We start from the raw sequence: 18,747 nt of genomic DNA on the forward strand, positions 1-18,747 counted from the left end.
TGACCATGCGTAAACTAAGCTCCTGTGTGTTGATTGCCTTGTCAGTCGGCTTCGTGGCCCCCGAAAAAGGGCTGAAAGATTATTACAAAAACTATTTTCCGATTGGCGTGGCCGTCAACCCGCGCATGGTGCAGCCCGGGCCGGATGCGGAGTTGATCAAAGCCCAGTTCAACAGCATGACGCCCGAAAACGCCATGAAGATGGGCCCGATTCATCCCGAAGAAAACCGCTACAACTGGAAGGACGCCGACGCCATCGCCGACTTTGCCCAGCAAAATAGCATCAAACTGCGGGGGCATACGCTCTGCTGGCACAACCAGACGCCCCGCTGGTTTTTCACCGACTCAACGGGCAAGACTGTGAGCCGGGAGGTGTTGCTGGCGCGTCTGAAACGGCACATTACCGACGTCATGGGCCGGTATAGAGGAAAAATCTATGCCTGGGATGTGGTGAACGAAGCCGTTCCCGATACCGGAAAAAGCCTTTACCGTAAATCGAAATTCTACGAGATCATCGGCGAGGACTACATCGAGAAGGCATTTCAGTATGCCCACGAAGCGGACCCCGCTGCGCAACTGTTCTACAACGACTACAACACCGAAAATGCCGCCAAGCGGGAGCGGATTTACCAGTTATTGAAGAAACTCAAAGCGAAAGGCGTGCCGATCGACGGGGTGGGTTTGCAGGCGCATTGGTCCATTTACGAGCCAACCGCGCAGGAACTGGAGGAGTCCATTACCAAATTTGCCAGCCTGGGGCTCAAAATCCAGTTTACGGAGGTCGACGTGTCGGTGTATCCGAAAGAGCACGAGCGTCGTGCCAGAAAAGATACCGACAAAAGCGAGTTTACGCCGGAGATGAACGACAAACAGGCCGCTCATTACAAAATGCTGTTCGAGGTATTCCGCAAGCACCGCGACAAGATTACCGGCGTTACGTTCTGGAATCTGACTGACAAGTATTCCTGGCTGGATAATTTCCCGGTTCCGGGCCGCAAGGATTATCCGTTGTTATTCGATCCGAACGGCCAGCCGAAGAAAGCATTTCAGAGTGTGGTGACATTTTAACGGGTATGCTGGTGGCGATACCCGACGGATGGTAGATGACGAAGAAACCGTCACTGACCCATGCTCACCTTCACATCCTTGAACATAACCGGGTTGTCACTGACTCTCAGTGCTTTCCCGCTGGCCGTGGTTACATTCCGGAGAATGACCTCTTTGGTTTTGACGTAGGGGAATTTTTCCAAATAGGAATTATCCGTCATTTCCGGATTGAAATTGGCAAAAATGGCCGGTCCCTGGTACTGATCCGGATGCCGGGAGTCCTCGATGCGAAGATTTTCAATGGTAATCCGTTCCGGCATGTAGCAGGTGTAGCCGAAATCATGCTGACCGGAGTTGTATCCGTTGATGAGGGCGGCACTGACGGGTTTGCCGTCCGACGGCACAAAGACACAGTTGCGGATCACCAGCTCGCCCTGCCAGGTACTGCCGTAGTCGGAGCGCAGGTTGACGACGCTCCGGCCGCGGATGGTGGAATTCTCCACGAGTAAGATGCCACTGCCAATGGCATTGATCCCCATATGCCCCAGGGTCGAGTTGCGGATGGTGGCATTGGCAACCCCCTGGTGGGCATCGAATCGGGAGAGGGTACAGTGGTCGTAGAGCAGGTTTTTGCAGAAGTTAGAACCCAGAATCCCCCAGTACCGGTTGTCGTTGATGTCATTGGTCTGGCTGCAATTCACGAAGGAGACGTTCAGCGCGCGGTTGACCGAGAGATCGTACGTACCCATCGTGACCGGTTTGCCAGCCGCTCCAATGGTGCTGTAGGTTCGGTGTCCGGTCAGGAGGGTGTTTTTGACCGTTACATAGGAGCACTCACCGATGTTGATGAAACCACCGTAGGGCGCACCGTGGTCTTCTTCGCCCGTAATGCGGTGTTCCAGCCCTTCCACCAGCACATTGGACCGCCGGATGGCGATGTTTCGATTGTAATACGTATACTTTGATTCGGCTTTATTGGCAATCGTGGTGAAACGTCCCCCGGTAATCTTTAGCGGTTTTTCGTCGATGGGAAGCGCGGTAATGTCCGTGATCTGATCGAAATCCCAGATGATCGGGGCGTTCCTGTCGACGGTGCCGTTTTTGTCGACCACAAAAATATCGGTCTGCGGAGAGCCGTTGTTCTGGTTGAGCCCAAACCGAATGTATTGCTTTACGTTGGCGTTCGTGACCGTGATCAGACAGGTACCGGGCAAAGACACGTCGATCTTTCCCTGATTCCGCTTCAGGGAAGTTATCGTTTCCAGCTTAAACGGTTTGAGGTCCGAACCGACCGTGAAAACAGAAGCATTGCGGTTTTGCACCTCAGTGTCGTCAATGATGAAGGCTGCCGTGCCAAAATCCGTGTCAGTCCGAATGAGAACGGTGCGCTCTTTCCCTCCCAGGTAGTAGGTAGCCCCCTCGTCGGCTTTCACCGGAAGGCCGTGCAGGTTGGCAAAAGCATGGGTCGCAGCAATCGCGTCCAGATCATCGGTTTTGCCATTGCCGCTGGCACCGAAGTTGCCGTAACGCACCAATCCGGCGGCTTTATACCGGCGGACCTCCTTTGGGGCTACGTTCACCGTTAACGCCCCGTTTTCTGTGTATACGCGGGTTCTCCCCTTTAGTGAGGTAATGAGAACCGTGTCGAGCGGGCCTTTACCCTGCCCCATCGTCACAGAAACACCGATCAAAAGGAGGAAAATCAGGAGCGAAAACTTCATCATACGGTTTAGGATCATGGCAACCATTTCAAAAAAAAGAACTTAACCACAGGCGGTTTGGCCGGTAAGTTAGGAAAAAACTGACTAGGGATGGTTATGCCAGAAAGGAAGTCAGATCCGCGCTCTTTTTTTGATGATGTTTGCTTCAAATGGTCTTCATTACCTTCGCCGGAACACCGGCAACGACCGTATTGGATGGTACATCCCGGCTCACCACCGCACCAGCCGCCACCACCGCATTTTCGCCAATCGTAACACCCGGCAAAATGGTGGCTCCTGCCCCGATCCAGGCATTGCGTTTGATGACCACCGGCTTGGGAATCAGCGTTTGGCGATCAGCAGGATCAATCGGGTGGTTCTCGGAGGTAATATTGACCCGGGGGCCAATCTGTACCTCATCTTCAATCGTGATGCCGCCAATATCCAGAAAAGAACAGGCATGGTTGATAAAGACATTTTTTCCCAACCTAATGAACCGGCCGAAGTTGGTGTAAAACGGCGGGAAAACCGTCGTCGACGGATCAATCTCGCTTCCAATGATTTCACTCAACCAGTTGCGCACCTCGTCGACGTTGGTTGCCGTGGTATTCATTTCGACGCATAACCGGATCGTGCGAGAAACCGCTTCGGCAAATTTGCCATATTCCGGATCATCCTTTCGTAAAAGCTCCCCCGCTTGTAGCCGCTCAAAGATAGCTGAAGGGGCACCCGTCGGTGTGTTTTCCGTTTCACTCATCGTTAGCCAAACTCTTCCTGGTACTCTTTTAACCCAGTTATTTTTATTTTGAATAATCCCGGTCACTTACCTTTTCCAGCCAGGTTACCACTTCACCGTTCAGCTCTTCATGAATGGCTATGTGGCTCATGGCTTTTGTAGGCGAAGCGCCGTGCCAATGCTTTTCATTTGGGGCAAACCAAATGACGTCGCCGGGATGAATCTCTTCAATGGCCCCCCCTTCCCGCTGTACCCAACCCATACCGGAGACGACGATGAGCGTTTGACCCGCAGGATGGGTATGCCAGGCGGTTCGGGCGCCGGGCTCGAAGGTGACCAGCACGCCAGCCCCTTTCGTGGCTTCTTTTTTTGCGAATAAGGGGTCTATTCGCACAGCACCTGTAAACCAGGCCCCTGGACCAACCATTGATGGCTGGGTTCCGTTTCTACTAATTTCCATACCTTCTTTTTAGCTTGTCGCTATGTTAGGACTTATGTCTGATAATTCTTTATACTTTCGCTTTTGCCCCGTTCCCCTAAAGGACGGGGCAAAGGCGAAAGTCCTATACGTCAATCTTAAACCAGCTTTTGCATCACTTTATCGGGCGTAATCGGCAAATGACGAACCCGCTGACCGGTGGCGTTGAAAACCGCATTGGCAACGGCCCCGGCAAACCCGATCAGGGCAATTTCGCCCATGCCTTTGGCTCCCATCGGGTTGATGATCGGGTCGGGCTTGTCGATCATGATCGTCTCGATGGCTGGCACGTCGGCGTGAACTGCAACGTGATAGTCCGCAAAGTTGTTGTTGACAAACCGCCCAAACCGGTGGTCGATGACAGCTTCTTCCGTCAGGGCCATGCCGATACCACCCGCTACCCCGCCAATCATCTGACTGGCGGCTGTTTTGGGGCTGATGATGCGGCCCGAATCCGCCACACTGACGGCTTTGGCGACCCGCACGACGCCCGTCATGGGATTGACCCGCACCTGCACAAAATGCACCGAAAATGAATACACCGAATACTTCTGGTGGTCCGGCCCCGCTTTTGATTCCTTCGTTCTGTCGATCACCGTCAGGTTATTGGCCTGCATCAACTCGCTCACGGTTACTTTTTTACCCGGTTCTTTGTCGGCCGAAAGAATGCCATCGGCCAGCGTCAGTTCGTCGGCCTGCCGCCCGGCGAGGGAGCCGCCGTCTTTCACGGCCAGTTCGATCAGTGCCTGTTTGATGGCGGTGCAGGCATCGAAAACCGCCGAACCCACGGCCGAAACAATGGCCGATCCACCCTGGCTGGGGGCTTTCGGCAGGGAGGTGTCGCCGTATTCAACCTTGATCCTTTCAACCGGTACGCCCAGCACGTTGTGGGCGATCATCGTCAGCGCGGTTCCTGTTCCCGGCCCGATGTCGGTCACCGCACTTTGCAGCGTCAGCGAGCCGTCGGCCTTCAGTAGCGCGCGGGCCGAAGCCTCCCACCGGAAGGCGTTGAACACGCCCGTGCTCATGCCGTAGCCAATGAGCCAGTTTCCTTCGCGCAAACTACCCGGCTGCGGCTTGCGGTTGCTCCAGCCGATGGCTTCGGCCCCTTTCTGGTAGGCTTCCTTCAGGTGCTTGCTCGAATAAGGCCGGTTGTGTTCCGGGTCGGTTTCGGTGTAATTGCGCAGGCGAAATTCGATGGGGTCGAGGTTCAGTTTATGGGCCATTTCGTCCATCGCCGATTCCAGCGCAAAAGCCCCCGTGGCTTCGCCTGGCCCCCGCATCCAGATCGGTACACTCCGGTCGAGTCGCACAATCCGGTAGCGCGTGCTGACGTTGGGGCAGGCATACATGAATTTGGTCATGTTGACGGTTGCTTCCGTAAAGTCCTCGTAACGGGCGGTTTCCGCCGTAGCCGCATGGGAAATACTGACCAGCTTACCGGTTTGGTCGGCTCCCATCCGGATCGTCTGCACGGTGTAAGGCCGGTGGCCCACCAGCGTAAACATCTGGCTGCGGTTCATCACCAGCTTCAGCGGACGACCGATTTTGCGGGCAATGGCGACGACAGCGGTTTCCTGCGGCCAGGTCCGAAGGCCCATGCCAAAACCGCCCCCCATGAACTCGGTGTGTACGTGAATGTTCTTGGGGTCCAGTTTAAACGCCTGCGCCATAGCGTTTTGCGTAGCGTTTACGCCCTGCGTTTTGGCGTAAATCATCAACGTGTCCGGCCCCGTCCAATGGGCCAGAATACCGTGCAATTCCATCGGATTGTGTACTTCAATGGGAATGGTATACTGGGCCTCCAGTGTCACCGGGGCCGTCTGATGGGCGTCGGCTTTTCCCCGTGAATAATCGCCTGAGCCGCCGGGCGCAATGCCCTCAGCGACGTGTTTCGACAGATCAGTACGAGCGGCCTGTTTGGCATACGTCGCTTTGACCAGCGAAGCCGCGTAAGTCGCCCGCTCGTAGGTGTCGGCCACTACAATCGCAATGGGTTGTCCGTCGAACAGGATTTTGGGACTGCTCAGAATGCGATAGGTTTCTTCCGTCTTTGGTTTGGGCGGTGGGCCATCCGCCGGTCCTCCCACGGTTGCGTCCCAGCCCGGAATGGGCGGCCTGTTCTGGTGAGTAAACACGCCCAGCACACCGGGTGCGCCCTGCGCTTTTTTCGTATCCAGGCTGGTGATGGTGCCACGGGCAATCTCACTGCCGACAATGACACAGTAGGCCATATTGGGCAACTCAAAATCAGCGAAGTAGTTGGCCCCGCCGGTCACCTTCATCCGTCCATCGACCCGATCAATGGGCGGGTTTTTTGTGTCTTTCGTCATGATCAGGCGGTTTTTGTGGCGGTTTTCAGGGCGTCGATAATTGAGTTGGGAGCCAGCGTCAGCTTGAAATCATTCTCGCCGTAGCTTTTAGCGCCTTTCATGGCCAGCGTGGCCGCCTGTTTAAAGTTGGCTTCGGTGGCTTCTTTGCCTTTCAAGAACTGTTCGGCTTCGAAGAGCCGCCACGGTTTGTGGGCTACGCCACCCATCGCCAGCCGAACGTCCTGAATCGTATGCACCGACCCGTCGGACCGTTTCATCTCCAGACCAACCCCCACCGACACCAGCGCGAAAGCATACGAGGCCCGGTCGCGGATTTTCAGATAATGGGAATGATCGGCAAAGCGATTCGTGGGCAGATCGACCGACATGATCAATTCGCCGGGCAACAACGTGTTGTCTTTCTGCGGCAGTTCGCCGGGCAGGCGGTGGAACTCGCTGAACGGAATCCGGCGGTCGCCTTTTGGCCCCGACACGTTCACGGTGGCATCCAGGGCCGCCAGCGCAATGCACATGTCGCTGGGATGAACGGCAATACACTTGCTCGACGCGCCAAATATGGCGTGCATCCGGTTAAAACCGCCGATGGCCCCGCAACCCGCTGGCCCATTGGGCTTTCCCTTGTCGGGACCGGCCTGCACCGGGCCGCGCTTGTTGCAGGGCATCGAATGATCGTAGAAATACGAGCAACGGGTCCGCTGCATCAGGTTGCCACCGACCGTCGCCATGTTCCGAAGCTGCGCCGAAGCGCCCGCGTTGAGCGCCATCGACAGGAGCGGGAAATGCGTTTTCACCAGCTCATGGTCAGCCACGGCGGAGTTCTTCGCCATCGCACCGATGCGTAAACCGGTCACGTTTTTTTCAATCGTTGTCAGCGGCAGTTTGTTGATGTCGATGAGCCGTTCGGGAAGGATCACCTCCCGTTTCATCAGGTCGATGAGGTTGGTGCCACCGGCCAGAAAGTAGGTTCCGCTTTCTTTCGTGCTTGCCGAAATGGCGGCTTGGGGGGTTGTTACCCGCGTAAACTGAAACGGATTCATACCTTTTTTCCTCCCTGTTTAACGTCCATGATTGCCTCCACAATGTTGGCGTAGGCCCCGCAGCGGCAGAGGTTGCCGCTCATGTACTCGCGAACCTCCTCCGGCGAACTGGCGTGGCCTTCCCGAATGCAGGCCACCGCCGACATGATCTGGCCGGGCGTACAATAACCGCACTGAAAACCGTCGTGTTTGATAAACGCTTCCTGCATCGGGTGGAGCTGGTTATCCTGAGCCAGCCCCTCGATCGTCGTTACGGTGCTGCCTTCGGTGGTCATCGCCAGCGTCAGGCAGGCATTGACCCGCTGCCCGTCCACATGAACCGTACAGGCTCCGCATTGGCCGTGGTCACAGCCTTTTTTGGTGCCGGTCAGGTGGAGTTGTTCGCGCAGCAGATCGAGCAGGGTGACGCGGGGTTCAATCGACAAGTTTTGCATCGTCCCATTGATCGTAACCTGGAGTGGCAACGGGTCGAAGGCCGTGGCTATTTTTTGATCCCATCCGGTATCGATGGCTTTCACGGCAACGGGTGGAGCCAGGGCCAGGGCAGCCAGAGCGGAGGATTGTTTTAAGAAGTTCCGGCGGGATGCGTCAGGAGTTTCCAACGCGTCACCGGGGTGTTCGTTCTGGGCCATACAGCAAAAATTCGTGAGGGGTTGAAAGATTAGGACCGAACCCGGCTGGCAGTATCAACTGCTCTGCTCTAACTCAAACGTAACGGTTATGTTTCCGGAACCAACGGCCGCAGCCAGGCCCGACGGATGATCGATTTGCCCCAGCTTCGTGTAGCTGTAATTCGTCGAAAACGATTTATAAAACAGTACGAGCGTAGTAGAACCGTACAGCATCAAATCGCCCGTCTGGATCGTTCCGGGATTGGCGGAGTTGGTTGGCAGGTTTTGCGGGAAATTGTACAGTTTCTCATTGCCGTTTAACTCGCTCATTAAAACTGTCAGCGGCAATCGGGCTTTGAATGCCTTTGCCGTTGGATTATTGAGCAGGGTTGCCTGGAATGTAGTGGACCCGACCCTGATCCTCAGCCGGTTGCCGGTCGTATCAGGGCTGTTGTTGCCATTGTTATCGACACCGGTAGCAGGGGAAATGATTTCGCCATCCGTATGGCAAGCCATGCTACCGATTAAAAGAACAAGGAGTGGGAGTAAGCTGATCGGTGATCTTTTCATTTTATTCACCCGGATTGGGGGTATTATATTCTTCGTCTGACACCGGATGCAGCCACTTTACGATGCCTTTCTCGGTGTTGGGTAGTATGTACATTTGGTGTAAACCACTGTCGGGCGTGGCTCCATGCCAATGCATGACATTGGGTGGGCATTGGACAACATCTCCCTTTTTGATCGTTTGACGGGGTTGACCCTTTAACTGATGGTAACCCACCCCGGCCGTTATAATCAGGATTTGACCAGCCGGGTGGATGTGCCAGTTACTTCGGGCTCCCGGTTCGAAATACACATTGCCCACAACGGTTTGATACGTGGAGTCATTGTTGACCAGACCCAAAGCCCAGGCCTTACCGGTAAAATTTTGCGCAGGGCCTGGTTCGCCTTTGGGAAAAATAGCTTGCTGCTCATCGTCTTTTTCTGAATCCTGATTCTGACAACCCATCAGGAACAGGATCGCAAATACGCTGGCGGTTAGGAGTCCTAATGTTGAGTGATTTGTTTTCATGTTATTGCTTAGGATGCGGATGAGGTAAGTGGCTACAGCGTCGCCATGCCGATGACAAACCGGTAGCGCACGTCTCTTTTGAGCACTCGCACGCAGGCGCATGAAGGTCCCTGGGGTCAATTAGTTTCGCTTCTGACGACATGTAGAAGCAAAGTTACGGGTATGAAAGGGTAGCAAGGTAAAAGTATTCAAACCGATACTTATACATTTCAAACTTCCGTCTTGCGAAAGTTGCGCGGATTAGTGCCGGTGAATTTTTTGAAGAAGTTGTTGAAATAGGAAGGGTATTCGAAGCCCAGGGCATACGCAACATCTGAAATGTTCCAATCGGTATGCAGCAGTAGAGCCCTGGCTTCGCTGATGACCCGTTCCGCAATATGGGTTGTCGTCGATTTGCCGGTTATCTCATTGACGGCCCGGTTTAAGTAGTTGACGTGGACATGGAGGCTTCGGGCGTAGTCCTGCGCGGTGGTCAGTTGCAACGGGCGGTCGATGGTTTCGATCGGAAATTGCCGCTCCAGCAGTTCGAGAAAAACGGAGGTAATGCGGGAAGCCGCAGTCGTATGGTGGTCAAAGTTTTGGGACGGTTCCAGTTTCAGGGCTTCATGAATGATCAGGTGGATGTAGTTGCGGATCAGATCGTCCTTGTACGAATACGTCGTCTGTTGCTCCTCGATCATTTTCTGGAAGATCGTATTCAGGAATTCTCGTTGCGGTGGGCTGATCGTTAAGATGGGCGTGCCGCTGAGCTTGAAAAAGGGGGAGTTTTGCAGGCTCTCCGATCGGTCCGATAACGTCAGGAAATCCTCCGAAAAAAGGCAGGTATACCCCACATACGTGGTCGAAATCGTTTCCCAGGAATACGGAATGTGCGGGTTGCCAAAAAACAAAACCGTATCGTTCGCTTCATAGCTCCGGTCCGCATAATGGATGATGCTTTTGCCGGTGGTCAGGCAAATTTTGTAGAAATCTTTCCGACTGTAAATGCGGGTGGCGTTACCGTCACTTTCGATCGGGAAGACATTGAAGCCTTTTAGCTTGAGGTCCGTATTGAACTCCGAAACCGAATGTGTCCGTTGATTGGCCATACTCAAAGTTAAGAAATTCAAATTAACTTTCGTTTCGATAAGCGTTGCTATTTTTAGGTATGCTGCGGTTTGCCACTGGGCTTTCGCAGGTTTATCGATCAACCGAATCGTAACTCAGCCCATCGCCAAACTTGAACAGCGCGTAACCATCAGGCTCCCGCCCGCCCGGCACATCCGACTTGTTTTCCACCACGGCGCGTTGGGATACCGGGATCGTAAACGGCAGTTTGCCCGTCGGCTTATAGGAGCCGCTGACGATATCGAGTAAGGCATTGGAAGTGGTACCAAAAGTGGCGAGGATGGTTTTTGCCTGACCACTGTCAAGTTCATCCAGCACCCAGGGGCTCGAAAAATTGATTGCCAGAATGGTCGGCTTGCTTTTGATTAGGTCATTGACGTGCCCCACATCAATTTTATTCTTCGACAAGCTCAGGTCAATGGGCTTTCCGGCCGAAGCAAATAAACCGCCTGCACTGGGAATCAGCCATACCAACACCACATCCGCTTCTTCTTTGCTCGACACAAACTCCAGGGCGTTCGCAAACCCGGTCGGTTTGTGAACCGTGATGGGACTGGCGCTCCGGCCGTTGTCATAGTAGGTTTCAAAATAAACTTTCGTTTTGGGCCGTAAGGGCAGCACCTTCGCCGAGTTGCGCAACAACACAATGGACTTCCGCTGGGCCAGATCGGCTTTTTGCTGAAATTGAGTATTCCCAACCAGTTGCTGCGCCTTCCGGGCATCCACATACGGGTTTTCGAACAGCCCCAATTTAAACTTTTCGCTCAACAGACGTTCGACCGACTCATTGATGCGCGCTTCCGTGACCAGTCCCTGCTGAACCGTTGCCAGTAAAACGGTCGGATCGGCGGTTCCGGAAAAAAGGTCTACGCCAGCCGCCAGGGCTTTCTGGTAGCGTTGGGGAATGGTGAGGTTTTCGACGCCCCAGGGCATCATTTCAATCGGTCCGGTATCGGAGTTGATGATGCCTTTGAAGCCTAACTGCTTCCGCAGCAGATCCTGAATAATCGCTTGGTTGTAGGAAAACCCAACCTCCTCAAATTCCTTCCCTTTCGGGCTGGAATAGTAGGGCATGATGGCGGAGGTGCCCGCTTCAATGGCCGCTTTGAAGGGCTTCAGATGATATTCGAACATACCGCCGGGATAATGTGCATATTTTCCCCAATCGAAATGGGAATCCAGGCCATTCTCCTGCGGGCCACCGCCGGGAAAATGTTTGGTTGTCATGGCCACGGAGTTGGTACCCAGTTGCGTACCTTGAAAGCCCAGGATGAGCTCACGAATCATACCGGAAGCCAAATCGGCATCCTCCCCGAACGTGCCTTCGATCCGTTGCCAGCGGGGTTCGGTTGCCAGGTCGGCCATGTACATATACCCCTTGCGCAACCCAACCGCCGTCCACTCCTGACGGGCAATGTCCGCAAATTCACGGGTGAGTTTCAAATCGCGCATGGCGGCCAGCCCCAGTTCGCCGGGCCATTTGGAAAACGCCGTCGTGCCCACACTTAACCCGACGGCGGCATCGATGGTAATATGGTTTCGGGGATTGGAAGCGACGATGGCCGGTATACCCAATCGGGACGATTCGCAAAGTGCCTGAAGATTATTGGCCCAGTCGGCGATGGTCTGGGCGGATGGATTGGCCCGCAGAATAAAGTGGCGCAGGTGAAACTGGGTCACCGCTTTGGTGGTCCCGGCCGCTGACATGATCGGCACCGGAAGCGGTTTGCGGGTGAATATATTGTTGGGCTGTACTAAATCCTCTTCGTTAAAGGCACTGGTAATTTCGGTCGGGCCGCGTCCGGCTGCAGGAGCATTTTGTTGAAAGGCATTATCGCCACCCATTCGGGTGGTGCTGATGAGCATAAAACCCACTTTTTCCTCCAGGGTCATTTGACCGATCAGGTCTTTCACCCGCGTTTCAACGGGCAATCGCCAGTCTTCGTAGCGATCGAGTGTACCGTTTTTATTGAGATCTTTAAAGGTCAACCCCTTCTGCGTCAAAATCTTGACCGAACGGGAGGCCAGGGCCGGTTGTTGCGGTTTTTGAGCCGCGACCGCGGCCATGATCAACAACGCTCCGGCTAGAAAAACACTTGTTCTGAACCGGTATTTTGCCAAATGTGTCATCATAGTAAAAAGTCAAGTTGGTTCAGAAAGCTGACGCAGAGCCGATTATACTGAATCCATCGTTCGCTTTACGACCGGGTGGATGCGGCTGCCTGGTCGCAAAGCCAATCATTACTGTCGTGGGCTGTTCCTGCTCGCATCACCGCCGGTTCAATAAACCGCTCAGCGCCTGAACGAGCGGTTTGGCGTGTTCCGCTTTGTGAATGAGTACGTGCCGAATGACGACCTGTTTAAACGCACTGCCGTCGGCATTGATGAGGGGCATCGCCAGCAAATCAGGCTCCTGGCGTAAATCCAGCGAGGCCGGAATGAAGGCAATTCCTTTTCCGAGCCGGACCATGCTTTTCAGGAGATCGAACGAGGGGACGTACTGCACGATGTTGTTTTGGCGGATAAAGCCCGCCTGCCGACAGGCCTCCTCAAGCTGGCCAAAATAGAGGCCGGCCACCGGGCCGTGGTCGATCCACCGTTCGGTTTGTAACTGCGTAAGCCGGATGGCCGTTTGGGTCGCCAGTGGATGTTTTTTATCCAGCAGAACGGCGTAATCGGCTTCGGCATAAGGCGTAGCCACCAGGCCTTCCCGCTCCAGGGGAAGCACCGTCATGCCCAGATCAACCTGGTCGTTCGCCACCGAATCCTGCACCAGAACCGGGTTGGGTTGCTCCACCAGCCGGATATCGAGGGAGGGAAAATGGGTCGTAAAAAGCTCGAGCATCCCCATGATCCGCTCCGGAAGGATCAATTTGAAGACGCCCAGGGTAATGACCAGTTGGTTGGCTCCGGCCTGTCGCACGTTTCGGACGGCGTTTTCACTGAGCTGCAAAATTCGTTTGGCTTCGGCCAGAAAGTAACTTCCGGCTTCCGTTAACGCCACTTTGTGGTGTCGGTTTCGCTGGCTGGTCACGAACAGCTCGACCCCCAACTCGCCTTCCAATAACTTAATCTGCTGGCTCAGGGCCGGTTGCGACACAAAAAGGAGCTTTGCCGCCCGGCCAAAATGCAAGGCATCTGCCACCCCCACAAAATATCTTAACTGGCGTAATTCCATATCGTATACGAATCGACCCTGGATCAGAAATCGGGTTTGATAAGAAAAACTTATCACAAGGTAAGAAAGTATGATTAGACATTTCGGTGACTTTTCTGTCTTTTTGTATGATTTTTTAGCGCAGGGCTTTAGAAACACCCCCTTTACAGAAAGATGACCCCAATCGGCAGACGGGATTTTTTAGCGCAACTAGCGCTGGCCACCGCAGCGGTTTCTGTTTCTCACGCTGCTTTTTCTACAGCAAGCCGAGCCGATGAATCCATCGAAACGGAAACTGCCTATGGCCGTATCCGTGGGATTCGGAAAGACGGCGTCAATCTGTTTAAAGGAATTCCGTACGCCGGACGTACCTCCGGTGATCGCCGGTTTCGCCGGGCTGCCCCACTCGAGCCCTGGACCGGGGTTCGGGATGCGTTGCAGGTGGGTCCACCGGCCATTCAAGCACCCCGTCGCAACGAGCCTGCTCCGTCGGAAGACTGTCTTTTTCTGAACGTCTGGACCCCGGCCAATGATAATCGCAAGCGTCCGGTGATGTTTTACAGCCACGGGGGCGGTTTTGTGATTGGTTCGGGAGCCTCGGCCAGTCAGGATGGCTCCAATCTGGCCCGGAATTTTGATGTGGTCGTCGTCGAAACCAACCACCGGCTGGGGCTGCTGGGTTTTCTGTACCTGGACGAACTGGGTGGGTCGGAGTATGCCGGGTCGGGCAACATGGGCATGCTCGACATCACGACGGGCCTGAAATGGGTGCATGACAACATTGCCCGGTTTGGGGGTGACCCCGACAACGTCATGATCTGGGGCGAATCGGGCGGGGGCGCCAAGACCTCCTGCTTGTATGCCATGCCCGAAGCGGCTCCGTATTTCAACAAAGCCTCGATCGAAAGCGGTCCGGGGGTGCGGATGACGCCCAAAGAGGTTGCGGCCGAAACGACGGCTATGTTGCTGAAAGAGCTAAATATTGCACCCAAGGACTGGCGGAAACTCCTGGACGTGCCAGCCGCCGATTTGCTGACCATTCAGGGAAAACTGCCGTTTGTGCCGCCTTTTCAGGAAAAAAACCGGAATCAGGGCATGATGCGTCGCAATTACGGGGGCTTTGGCCCGGTGGTCGACGGCGTTGTGTTACCCCATCACCCCTTTGATCCGACCGCCCCGGCCATTTCGCGTAACAAACCGCTGCTAGTGGGCTGGAACGAGGATGAATACACTTTCTTTGCCTGGGAGCGCAAAGACACCGAGTTTGCCAAACTGGATTTTGAAGGACTACAGAAAAAACTGGAACTGCCATACGGGGCCGATGCCGGGAAAATTGTCGCTGCGTACCGCAAAGCCAATCCCAATGCTTCGGCTCCGGATCTTTACGTGGCGGTTTCGTCCATTACGATGATGGGTTTGGGGTCGGTCGATATTGCCGAGAAAAAAGTGAAGCAGGGCGGGGCACCGGTGTATCTCTATAATTTCGGCTATAAGTCCGAAAAGAAAATCCCCGGCACGGACTACGCGATGGGAACACCTCACGCGATGGATATTTCGTTCAAATTCAACAATGAAATACCGCCCCGCGACGGTTCCGAGCCGAAAGAAAGCTTTTTTGGTGGCAACCGGCCCGAACGGTTTACGGCGTCCCGGCACTTCGCCGAATTGTGGACCACCTTCGCCCGAACCGGCAAACCGGCGGCAAAAGAAGTGCCGACCTGGCCCGCCTATACCCTGAAAACCCGCCCAACCATGCGAATTGATGCCCAATGCGAGGTCATCAACAACCGGTTTAGCGAAGAACTCGCCCTCTGGCGATCCGTCGGAAAGCTGTAGGGAAAGGCAGCATTTCGCTAAATTCACCCCGTCACTACCATCTCTATTTTCATCCCTCGAGTGCCGTTTTACTACCATCTCTATTTCTGATTCATTCCAAACCAGGGCGTTTCCAACCGCCCTGGTTTATTCAACTTTTCGCTGACCGGCTGTCGCCAGCCGGAAAAAGCTGATGCCGGTCAAACCCGTATAAAGCTCCTCCAGGCATACCGTCAGCGTGGCAGCATGGGAAAAAGGCGCTTGATTTCCTCCGGGTTAGGCTGTCTGCCGTACTCGCAAATTTCGAAGACTTCAACCGATTTGATCTTGGCCGCCTTTTCCGGGCCATACCATTTTTCGACGGAAGCCTTAATTTCCGGCGTCAGGGAAGAACGTTTTTCCATGGCGGCCAGCAACCATTTTTTGCGCTCCACGGGGTCTTTGGGTACATTCGCCAGATCCTGTCTGGTCCAGGGCAGCCACTCATAGAATTGGGACGTGTGCGCATCAAGACCCTCCACTTTCTTCGCCAGTGTTTCGGTAATATCGACGGCAATATCGGGCCGGAACGGATTGGGGCGCTGAAAACCGTCGCGAAAATAGAGGAAAACCGGGTTTTTGGTCAGCGGGGGCACACTGCTCAGCACGTTGGGAACGATGACCAGGTAGGCCGCATCCTGCACGATAACACCCGTGTTTCGGTGATCCGGGTGATAATCATTGGTTCGGGGAGCAATCACCAGATCCGCCTTCCATTCCCGGATTTTGCGAATAACCGCCAGCCGGTTTTCCAGGGTGGGCATCAGCTCTCCGTCATGGTTGTCGAGCACGTCATAGGTAATGCCCAGCCGTTTGGCCACTTCCTGGGTTTCCCGGTACCTTCTTTGGGCCAGTTCGCCACCACCCATGTCCTGATGCCCGGCGTCGCCGTTGGTCATCGACACAAATTTGACCTGGTGGCCCATGGAGGAATAGATGGAGGCAATTCCACCCGCTCCCAGGTCGCAATCGTCCGGATGCGCGCCAATGACGATGACGCGCAAAGGCGTGTTCGGCAGTTGGGCAAACGCACCGGTAGCACCCAGGCAGAGGGCCAGCAGCAGGGTAAATCGCATCGTCAGACTCATCCGGTTTTGCATGGTATCAACAGGTTAAACGATTGGGCTAAAGACTTTCGCTAAAATAGGGGAAAGGGAAGAAAGATCAATCAGTAGAAGTGAGCATCTTGTTTGCTTACCAGACAAATTCGGTGAGCAAAACGGAGTCCGTATGAAAACAAGGATCGTTGCCCTGGTGTATTGGGTCGCATTAAGCGCACCCCTTTTGGCGCAAAACGCAGTAAAAGCGTCTTTCCCGGATGGAAGTCCGATCAGTCCCTGGTTTACGGCGACCCGGAAAGTGACTCTGGCCCAGCTCGGAAAAACGTATGTAATCACGGACTTTGGCGTAAAAACAGACAGCACCCTCGTCCAAACCGAGGCCATTCAGCAGGTCATTGATGCCGCTGCCCGGAAAGGCGGGGGCGTTGTCGTCATCCCGAAAGGAACCTTTAAGAGTGGGGCTTTATTTTTCAAGCCCAAAACCCATTTACACGTAATGGAGGGAGCCATCCTGAAAGGCTCTGATACCATCGCCGATTACCCGAAATTGCCGTCGCGCATGGAAGGACTGAGTCTGGATTACTTTGCAGCACTGGTCAATGCCTATCAGGTCGACGGTTTTACAATTTCGGGCAAAGGGACGATTGATGGCAATGGCCTGCGCTTCTGGGAGGCCTTCTGGGCCCGACGGAAAGAAAATCCGAATTGCACGAATCTGGAGGTTTCCCGGCCCCGCTTAGTCTTTATCTGGAAATGCAACGACGTACAGGTTCAGGATGTAAAGCTGCATAATGCGGGTTTCTGGACCAGTCACTATTACCAGTGCCGGAACGTGAAAGTGCTGAATGCGCACATTTATTCGCCCTACCAACCCGTGAAAGCTCCCAGTACGGATGCGATTGACATCGACGCCTGCACCAACGTATTGATCAAAGGGTGCTATCTATCGGTCAATGACGACGCAATTGCCCTCAAAGGCGGCAAGGGGCCCTGGGCCGACCGGGTGCCCAGCAATGGCGCCAACACCAATATCCTCATCGAAGAATGTGAATTTGGCTTTTGCCATTCGGCGCTGACCTGCGGCAGTGAAGCCATTCATAACCGGAACATTCTGATGCGCAACTGCCATGTCAGCGAGGCCAGCCGGGTGTTGTGGCTGAAGATGCGGCCGGATACACCCCAACTATACGAATACATTACCGTCGAAAACATCAAAGGCCAGGCCCACAGCCTGCTGTATGCCAAACCCTGGACCCAGTTTTATGACTTACAGGGCCGCAAGGACCAGCCGCTTTCATTCGCGAATCACGTGACGCTGAAAAACATTGAACTGGTGTGTGATACGTTCTTTGACGTAGCGGTTTCAGAACGCGACAAACTGGCCAATTTCACCTTTGAGAACTTCCTCGTGGAAAGCAAAAATGCGGCAATGGATAAAACCGCAGTCGAGGGATTTGTACTCAAAAACGTACGGGTAAATTCGAAACTGGTCCCGTAAAACAGGATCAGTCTTAAAATCCGGTTTATTACAGTTGGAAGACGCAACAGATAGTCGTTTATTAACTTCTAAAATTCCTTAACGGTCATTTTAAACTAATCGATTTACCAGTTAAACAACCACGAAAATGCAAAAATCCTGGATAGACCGCATACCTTTTTTTACTTTAGGAATATGCCTGACAACCCTTTCCCTGTTAACGAGTTCTGCTGCCGACGCGCAAACCACGCCCGCTCCCACTTCAGCCGCCAGACCTGCTAGCGGGGGTGGAGCAGGCCGATTATTTCCCGCAACGGTAAAGGATGACAGCCTGGGATTCGTGCCTATTTTTGATGGAAAAACCTTAAATGGGTGGGATGGAGATGCTACGTTTTGGCGCGCCGAAAATGGTGTACTCATCGGAGAAACAACGCCCGACAAAGTCGTTAAGGTTAACAATTTTCTCATCTGGCGCGGAGGAAAAGTAAAAGATTTTGAAATCAAATTTGATTTTAAAATCAACGGAACCAACAGCGGGATGCAGTATCGAAGTACAGAGCTGCCGGAAGTTGGAAAGTGGATTCTGAAAGGGTATCAGGCTGATCTGGATTTCACCAATCTATTTACCGGCAATGTGCATGAGGAACGAGGAAGAACCGGGCATGTGGTCTTGGCAAAACGCGGTGAAGTAACGCGGGTGGCTGACGGCCCCACCTTTAAATCCGTGGCAAAGATTGCAGACCCGGTTCTGTTGCGGGGGGTGGTCAATACGAATGGCTGGAACTCCTACCACATCATCGCCCGCGGACCCATCATGATCCACATCATCAATAATCAGGTTATGAGTATCTCGATCGATGAAGATTCTAAAAACTTTGTTCCAGAGGGGTTATTAGGATTTCAAATGCATGCTGGACCTCCCTTCATCGTCCAATACAAAAATATTCTGTACAAGAAAATAGAGTCAAAATAGAAGCCAAACCGTTGTGCTTCCGAATCGGCAACCTGCCGGACAATGACACGTCCGTCGGTCCACTGGATATAAATTATGTTACCATTATAAACAAAACAGTAA

Annotated in this window: 16 protein-coding genes; 4 read left to right on the forward strand and 12 right to left on the reverse strand. The window is 53.8% G+C overall.

Annotation, left to right across the window (positions count from 1 at the left end; translation table 11 throughout):
- Positions 1-5: 5 nt before the first annotated feature.
- On the forward strand, positions 6-1,067 hold the full coding sequence (locus F0P93_RS20165) for an endo-1,4-beta-xylanase (protein WP_150879144.1): 1,062 nt from the start codon (positions 6-8) through the stop codon (positions 1,065-1,067).
- A 50-nt stretch (positions 1,068-1,117) separates the two neighbouring features.
- On the opposite strand, the gene F0P93_RS20170 is transcribed toward F0P93_RS20165, so the two are convergent.
- The 11 genes from F0P93_RS20170 to F0P93_RS20220 all read right to left on the reverse strand — a co-directional run bounded on the left by F0P93_RS20170 (position 1,118) and on the right by F0P93_RS20220 (position 13,301).
- Complete coding sequence (locus F0P93_RS20170) at positions 1,118-2,767, reverse strand: hypothetical protein (RefSeq protein ID WP_150879803.1); 1,650 nt, start codon at positions 2,765-2,767, stop codon at positions 1,118-1,120.
- Between the two features lie 145 nt (positions 2,768-2,912).
- Positions 2,913-3,503, reverse strand: coding sequence for a DapH/DapD/GlmU-related protein (locus F0P93_RS20175; RefSeq protein WP_150879146.1), 591 nt, complete (start codon positions 3,501-3,503; stop codon positions 2,913-2,915).
- Positions 3,504-3,546: 43 nt separating this feature from the next.
- A complete protein-coding gene (locus tag F0P93_RS20180) occupies positions 3,547-3,942 on the reverse strand; it encodes a (R)-mandelonitrile lyase (protein ID WP_150879148.1) in 396 nt (131 codons plus the stop codon).
- Between the two features lie 116 nt (positions 3,943-4,058).
- Positions 4,059-6,293 (reverse strand): xanthine dehydrogenase family protein molybdopterin-binding subunit, encoded by a 2,235-nt coding sequence (locus tag F0P93_RS20185; protein WP_150879150.1) that lies wholly within the window; start codon positions 6,291-6,293, stop codon positions 4,059-4,061.
- A 2-nt stretch (positions 6,294-6,295) separates the two neighbouring features.
- Entirely contained in the window at positions 6,296-7,330 is a 1,035-nt protein-coding gene (locus tag F0P93_RS20190; RefSeq protein ID WP_150879152.1) for an FAD binding domain-containing protein, read from the reverse strand.
- Positions 7,327-7,962 carry a (2Fe-2S)-binding protein gene (locus tag F0P93_RS20195; RefSeq protein ID WP_150879154.1) on the reverse strand — a complete coding sequence of 212 codons (636 nt, stop codon included), beginning with the start codon at positions 7,960-7,962 and terminating at the stop codon, positions 7,327-7,329. Before F0P93_RS20195 ends, F0P93_RS20190 begins: the two co-directional genes overlap by 4 nt.
- A gap of 54 nt (positions 7,963-8,016) precedes the next feature.
- On the reverse strand, positions 8,017-8,511 hold the full coding sequence (locus F0P93_RS20200; RefSeq protein ID WP_150879155.1) for a cyclophilin-like fold protein: 495 nt from the start codon (positions 8,509-8,511) through the stop codon (positions 8,017-8,019).
- Position 8,512: 1 nt separating this feature from the next.
- Positions 8,513-9,016, reverse strand: a complete 504-nt coding sequence (locus F0P93_RS20205; RefSeq protein ID WP_150879157.1) for a cupin domain-containing protein — start codon at positions 9,014-9,016, stop codon at positions 8,513-8,515.
- A 209-nt stretch (positions 9,017-9,225) separates the two neighbouring features.
- The gene (locus tag F0P93_RS20210; protein WP_150879159.1) at positions 9,226-10,104 is read right to left on the reverse strand and encodes a helix-turn-helix domain-containing protein; all 879 of its coding nucleotides are present in this window, start codon (positions 10,102-10,104) and stop codon (positions 9,226-9,228) included.
- A 91-nt stretch (positions 10,105-10,195) separates the two neighbouring features.
- The gene (locus F0P93_RS20215) at positions 10,196-12,190 is read right to left on the reverse strand and encodes a glycoside hydrolase family 3 protein (RefSeq protein ID WP_225309589.1); all 1,995 of its coding nucleotides are present in this window, start codon (positions 12,188-12,190) and stop codon (positions 10,196-10,198) included.
- Between the two features lie 202 nt (positions 12,191-12,392).
- Positions 12,393-13,301, reverse strand: a complete 909-nt coding sequence (locus tag F0P93_RS20220) for a LysR family transcriptional regulator (protein WP_150879161.1) — start codon at positions 13,299-13,301, stop codon at positions 12,393-12,395.
- Positions 13,302-13,454: 153 nt separating this feature from the next.
- Between F0P93_RS20220 and F0P93_RS20225 the strand changes: the two genes are divergently transcribed.
- Positions 13,455-15,116, forward strand: coding sequence for a carboxylesterase/lipase family protein (locus F0P93_RS20225; RefSeq protein WP_150879163.1), 1,662 nt, complete (start codon positions 13,455-13,457; stop codon positions 15,114-15,116).
- A 212-nt stretch (positions 15,117-15,328) separates the two neighbouring features.
- Here F0P93_RS20225 and F0P93_RS20230 read toward each other — a convergent pair whose 3' ends face one another.
- Positions 15,329-16,234: a PIG-L deacetylase family protein gene (locus F0P93_RS20230; protein WP_150879165.1), complete on the reverse strand. Its 906-nt coding sequence runs from the start codon at positions 16,232-16,234 to the stop codon at positions 15,329-15,331.
- A 130-nt stretch (positions 16,235-16,364) separates the two neighbouring features.
- On the opposite strand from F0P93_RS20230, the gene F0P93_RS20235 reads away from it, so the two are divergent.
- Entirely contained in the window at positions 16,365-17,693 is a 1,329-nt protein-coding gene (locus F0P93_RS20235) for a rhamnogalacturonidase (RefSeq protein ID WP_150879167.1), read from the forward strand.
- A gap of 127 nt (positions 17,694-17,820) precedes the next feature.
- Positions 17,821-18,645 carry a 3-keto-disaccharide hydrolase gene (locus F0P93_RS20240; protein ID WP_150879169.1) on the forward strand — a complete coding sequence of 275 codons (825 nt, stop codon included), beginning with the start codon at positions 17,821-17,823 and terminating at the stop codon, positions 18,643-18,645.
- The last annotated feature ends 102 nt before the right edge of the window (positions 18,646-18,747 follow it).

The organism is Larkinella humicola, from assembly GCF_008727875.1.
GTDB lineage: Bacteria > Bacteroidota > Bacteroidia > Cytophagales > Spirosomataceae > Larkinella > Larkinella humicola.

Excerpts from the sequence above, each read along its gene's own strand:
- F0P93_RS20165 (WP_150879144.1), top strand. The coding sequence starts at position 6 with ATGCGTAAACTAAGCTCCTGTGTGTTGATTGCCTTGTCAGTCGGCTTC.
- F0P93_RS20170 (WP_150879803.1), bottom strand. The coding sequence starts at position 2,767 with ATGAAGTTTTCGCTCCTGATTTTCCTCCTTTTGATCGGTGTTTCTGTG.
- F0P93_RS20175 (WP_150879146.1), bottom strand. The coding sequence starts at position 3,503 with ATGAGTGAAACGGAAAACACACCGACGGGTGCCCCTTCAGCTATCTTT.
- F0P93_RS20180 (WP_150879148.1), bottom strand. The coding sequence starts at position 3,942 with ATGGAAATTAGTAGAAACGGAACCCAGCCATCAATGGTTGGTCCAGGG.
- F0P93_RS20185 (WP_150879150.1), bottom strand. The coding sequence starts at position 6,293 with ATGACGAAAGACACAAAAAACCCGCCCATTGATCGGGTCGATGGACGG.
- F0P93_RS20190 (WP_150879152.1), bottom strand. The coding sequence starts at position 7,330 with ATGAATCCGTTTCAGTTTACGCGGGTAACAACCCCCCAAGCCGCCATT.
- F0P93_RS20195 (WP_150879154.1), bottom strand. The coding sequence starts at position 7,962 with ATGGCCCAGAACGAACACCCCGGTGACGCGTTGGAAACTCCTGACGCA.
- F0P93_RS20200 (WP_150879155.1), bottom strand. The coding sequence starts at position 8,511 with ATGAAAAGATCACCGATCAGCTTACTCCCACTCCTTGTTCTTTTAATC.
- F0P93_RS20205 (WP_150879157.1), bottom strand. The coding sequence starts at position 9,016 with ATGAAAACAAATCACTCAACATTAGGACTCCTAACCGCCAGCGTATTT.
- F0P93_RS20210 (WP_150879159.1), bottom strand. The coding sequence starts at position 10,104 with ATGGCCAATCAACGGACACATTCGGTTTCGGAGTTCAATACGGACCTC.
- F0P93_RS20215 (WP_225309589.1), bottom strand. The coding sequence starts at position 12,190 with ATGGCCGCGGTCGCGGCTCAAAAACCGCAACAACCGGCCCTGGCCTCC.
- F0P93_RS20220 (WP_150879161.1), bottom strand. The coding sequence starts at position 13,301 with ATGGAATTACGCCAGTTAAGATATTTTGTGGGGGTGGCAGATGCCTTG.
- F0P93_RS20225 (WP_150879163.1), top strand. The coding sequence starts at position 13,455 with ATGACCCCAATCGGCAGACGGGATTTTTTAGCGCAACTAGCGCTGGCC.
- F0P93_RS20230 (WP_150879165.1), bottom strand. The coding sequence starts at position 16,234 with ATGCAAAACCGGATGAGTCTGACGATGCGATTTACCCTGCTGCTGGCC.
- F0P93_RS20235 (WP_150879167.1), top strand. The coding sequence starts at position 16,365 with ATGAAAACAAGGATCGTTGCCCTGGTGTATTGGGTCGCATTAAGCGCA.
- F0P93_RS20240 (WP_150879169.1), top strand. The coding sequence starts at position 17,821 with ATGCAAAAATCCTGGATAGACCGCATACCTTTTTTTACTTTAGGAATA.